This is a genomic window from Nocardia tenerifensis NBRC 101015 (assembly GCF_000308715.1).
Taxonomy (GTDB): domain Bacteria; phylum Actinomycetota; class Actinomycetes; order Mycobacteriales; family Mycobacteriaceae; genus Nocardia; species Nocardia tenerifensis.
Genome location: NZ_BAGH01000200.1, coordinates 1 through 4,542 on the forward strand (window position 1 = coordinate 1; position 4,542 = coordinate 4,542).

2 protein-coding genes are annotated in these 4,542 nt (G+C 69.6%); both read right to left on the reverse strand.

The annotated features are described in order from the left end of the window. Nucleotides 1–53: 53 nt before the first annotated feature. Nucleotides 54–2,558: a hypothetical protein gene (locus ON39_RS17155; protein ID WP_040735273.1), complete on the reverse strand. Its 2,505-nt coding sequence runs from the start codon at nt 2,556–2,558 to the stop codon at nt 54–56. A 125-nt stretch (nt 2,559–2,683) separates the two neighbouring features. After that, nucleotides 2,684–4,542, reverse strand: a 1,859-nt coding sequence (locus ON39_RS17160; RefSeq protein WP_051186738.1) for a serine/threonine-protein kinase, incomplete at its 5' end; no start/stop codon positions are given.

A 4,542-nucleotide genomic window follows, 5' to 3' on the forward strand; every position in this document is an offset into this window, starting at 1 on the left:
GCGAGCTAGCGGATGGCTGCGAATCCGGATGCGGCCAGCGGCTAGGCCGCACGTCAGCGCCCGGGGTCGACAGGGCGCGCGCATCCGCCTGCGGCTGCCCCGTCGGTGCTGGGTGATCGCAAATTGGCCTGCGCCTCGATGGCCGAGTTGGAACCGGGCTGTGCGTCGGCGTGCAGTTGAGGACTGCCGAGCGGATCCGGCCCGGGGTGCGAGTTCGCGGGCGGCTGCGAACCGGGCACCCCCTCGGCACGCGAGCTAGAGGATGGCTGCGCATCCGGATGCGGCCAGCGGCTAGGCCGCAAGTCGGCACCGGGCGTCGGCAGGGCGCGCGCATCCGCTTGCGGTTGCCCAGTGGCCTGTGTGTCGCCGTGCGTCTGGAGGCCTGGCTGCGCTGCGTCGCCGGTGTTCGGCGGGAGTTCGGTGTCGATGGCTGAGTCGGCACCGAAGTGCGCAGCGCCGAACGGTTGGCCGCTGCCGGGTGTTCGCGGACTGCTCTGCGGGTCGATGTGCGGTCGCGAATTGATCTGCGCGCCAATGTCTGGCCGCGGACTTGCTTGCGTGTCGGCAGGGGGTCGAGGAGTCGGCTGGTCGCTAGCGGAGTTCAGTCGGAGCCGTGCGTCGGCGGCGGTGTTCGAGCCGAAATGTGCGTCGCCGAACGGCTGTTCACGTCCGGGTGTTCGCGAACTCGCCTGCGTGGTGGCGTGCGATCCCGTGTTCCGCTGTGCCTCGGGGTGGCTTCGCATTCCGTGCTGGGTGTCAGCACGCGGCGCGGAATCGGACTCCGCTCGCGGATTCGTCTGCGGGCCGACCTGCGTTGGCGAACCGGCCTGTGTGTCGACATGCTGCCGCGAACCGGCCTGTGTGTCGACGTGCGGCCGCGAGTCGGTGTGCATGTCGGGGTGCGGTCGAGAATCCGGCTGCGTGTCGGCATGTTCCCGCGAGTCGCCGGGCGCGTTGGTGTGCGGTCGAGAATCCGGCTGCGTGTTGATGTGCTGCCGCAGGTCGGTGTGCATATCGGCGTGCGGTCGAGAACCCTGCTGGGCGTCAATGGCCGGGGTCGAGCCGGGCTGCGCGGGTGGCCGCGGACCGCGGCGCCGATCCAGAGCGGGACGCGCGTCGGCGTGGGTGTGCGAATTGAGCTGCGTATTGGCTGCCCGCGAACCCAAGTGATCGTCGGCCGGGTCCACCCAAACCTGTGCGCCGGCGGCTGGACTTAAGCCGAACTGCGGCTCGCCGAACGGCTGCGAATGGGACTGCCTGTCGGCGTGCGGTCGCGGATCGGCGTGAGCATCAGCCTGCGTCCGCGGATCGGGTTGCGCGTCAAGGTGCGCCTGCGTGTCGGCGTGGCCTCGCGGACTCGCATGCACGCCGGAATTGGGCTGTGCGTCGGTGTGTGCCCTCGACTCCGCGTGCGTGGCGGAGTTCGGCCCCGAACCGGCGTATGGCCCGGCATGCGTTCGCACGCCGGTTTGCGCATCGACATGCGATTTCGAGCCGGCGTGCGTTCCCGAACCGGCGGGATCCGGGGCATCCGTTCCCGAACCGGCATCGGTTGGGGGAGCACCCTGCGAGACAGGCGGAGCCGGGTCTGCCTGCGGCATCCGGCTGAGTAGCGTGCCGGGATGCGGTCGCGGGTCTGACTGCGCTTCCGCGGGGGTTCGCGAACTGGCTTGCGCGGCCGCGTGCGCCTGAGCACTGGACGGCAAACGCGGATTGCGCTGAAAGTCGCTGTGCGACCTCGAATCGGCTTGCGTATCCGTGTGCGGATTGCCTGACGCGTCGGCGTAGGGCCTCGAGCTGCCGTGAGTTGGCGAACTCGTCTGTGCTTCGGGGCGCGGTCCCGAATTCGCGTGCGGTTGCGGGCCGGTGTGCGGTGGTGGGCCGGTGTGCGGTGGTGGACCGTCCGAATACGCGGGCGGGTTCGCGGGATGGTTCTGCGCGGGCGAAGGTTGCGGGTTGTGCTGCGTGGTGGACGCGTGGCTGGGTGTCGCCGGTAGGTTCGGTATCGCGCGTAGGGGGTGGGTGTCCAGGGTGGTGGGAGCCTGGTTGCCGGTGAGGGCGGCCTGTACCTCGACTACCAGGTTGGCGAAGTTGGCGGGGCCCTCGCCGATGCTGCACCACAGGACTATTCGTCCGTCGGGGGTGTGCTCGATGACGATGCCGTAGTTGCCGACCCACGATTTCTGTTCGCCGAAGGCGTCGACCCAGACGGGGGTGAGGGTGACGAGGGTGGTGGGGGCGGTGCCGACGATGTGGAAGTCGATGCCGCCGACGAGGGCGTCGGACCACACGTCGACACCCGCCAGGCGGCGGCCGTTCAGGTCGACATAACCGTCGACGACCGACAGCCCCATGCCGAGCCCGCGCAGCCCGGGCGGGGGAGCGGCGGACAGCAGCGTCACCGTGACGGTCGTCGGCTCGGGCCCGACCTGCTCGGTGTACATCGGGTAGATCTTGCTGCCGCGCAGGATGATCGGTTCGGCGCTCTTGTACCGGGCGGCGAGCGGCCGATCGTCGGGCGAGTTGCGCGCGGCCCATGACGAATACGGCTCGTTCATCCCCAAGCCCCTTTCCGCCGAATGCGTCGTGCCGTCCCCGCGCTTTCGCGGCGGGGTATACCGTACCCGCAGCAGCCGGGAAAGGCGCAGCAATCCGACGGCCCCCTTGACGGCCGAGGAGCCGCTCAGGCCGAGCGGGCGACTATGCGTTCCAGCGCCGCGAGATCCTTCTCCAACATACGGAACAACCAGTACACCCCGACGAACGCCAGCGCGCTACCGACGCACAGCACCCGCAGCGCCACGATCACAGCCGGAATGTCCTCGGCCGGAATGAACGTCGCCCCCGCGACCCCCAGCAGCGGCACGGCCGCGGCGATGGCCAGGAAATAGGTGCTGCGCCGATCGAGCTGCCGCAACCGCCGCGCGTCCGGCGCGCCGAGCCCACCGTGCCGGAGAAACAGGGGATACAGCGAACGCACCGCGTAGAAGTTCACCAGGAAATACGGATACGCCATGGCGATGGCGCCGCACACGATCTGCGTGATGAAGAAGTGCACGTAAGACTCCGGCGCGAGGTGATTGCCCGAAACCGAAACCGACACCGGCACGGCCACGCCCGCGATCACCCAGAGCGCAAAGCAGGTCAGCACGTTTCGCTTGCCGAGCAACAGGGTGTCGCGACGCGCGCGGGCGAGCGTGGCCGCGTCGTAGGACCGTCCCGCGCGCAGCCCGCGCGAGACCGACCACAGATTCGCGATCAGCACATTGGTGACCACGAACCCGACCAGGAAGCACAGCCCGTACGCGGTCAGCGCGATCTGATCGAACCGGTGCTGCGCGGGCGCGTCCAGCTTGCCGATGATCAGCGTCCGATTGTGGTTGTAGCTGTACCAGATCGCCAGCGCGTTCGGCACCGCGATGGCCAGCGCCATGATCGGGTGCATGAGCCGCCGCGCCCGCAGTCGCCAGCTGCCCGGCGGCGGGTCGACGAGGTCGCGGGCCCTGGCGTCGAGGCACACCTCCAACTGCTGGGCCATGTCCGCGCCGCTGGGCCAGCGGTTGCCGGGCTCCGGGTCGAGGGCGCGCACGAGCGCGCGCTCCAGCGCCGCCGGACAGTCGGCCGGAAGATCTTGATACGGCAGCACTTTCGGGCTCCCGGCCCGCCGTTCGAGCATGCCGTCCAAGGCCGTGCGGTCCCCGCCGGTCACCGAGTCGTCGTCGAAAGGCCTTCGGCCCGTGAGCAATTCCCACAGCACCACCGCGAGCGCGTACAGATCGCTTCGGGTGTCGAGATCGGCGGCGGTCCCCGGTCGATCGGGGTGCACCGCGGCCAACTGCTCGGGCGACATATAGGCCAGCGACCCGCCGAAGTAGGCGACCGGGCTGTCACCGGAGACATTGCCGCTGAAGCTGATATTGAAATCGGCGAGCTTGGGCACGCCGTCCGCGGTGAGCAGGACGTTGGCCGGTTTGATATCGCGGTGCAGCACACCGGCTCGGCCCGCGTAGTCGAGCGCCTCGGCCAGCCGCCGCCCCAGCCAGGCGATGGTCTCCGGCCACGACAGCCGCGCCAGCTCCGCGCGCAGCGGCGACTCGCTCGGCCTGATCTCGCCCTTGGCGGCCAGCACCCCGTCGATCACGTCGAGCAGCAACGCCCCGTCGCGGCGGTCCGGCGGCGTCGCCCGCACCCGTTCGAGCACGGTGAACAGCGTCCCGCCCGGCACATACTGCATGTACAGCAGCCGCAGCTTCCTGCTCTCGAGCACCCGCTGATCGAAGACCCGGACGATGTAGTCGTGGTCCAGCTGCGCCAGCGTCTGCGGCTCGGTGCCTTTGTCGCGGGAGATCTTCACCGCGACGAGGCGCTGCATCGACCGCTGGCGCGCGAGGAACACCCGCGCGAACGCGCCGCGCCCGAGCCCCGTCATCAGATCGAAGTCGTCGATGCGCTGCCCGGCCTCGATATCGTCGAGCCGCACCGGCTCGGTGGCCGACATCATCGTGCTGTGGTAGTCGTCGGTCGCCAGCATCTCCGAAAGCT

What these genes read in the sequence shown, in the direction of transcription:
- ON39_RS17155 (WP_040735273.1), bottom strand. Translation starts at nt 2,558, where the DNA reads ATGAACGAGCCGTATTCGTCATGGGCCGCGCGCAACTCGCCCGACGAT.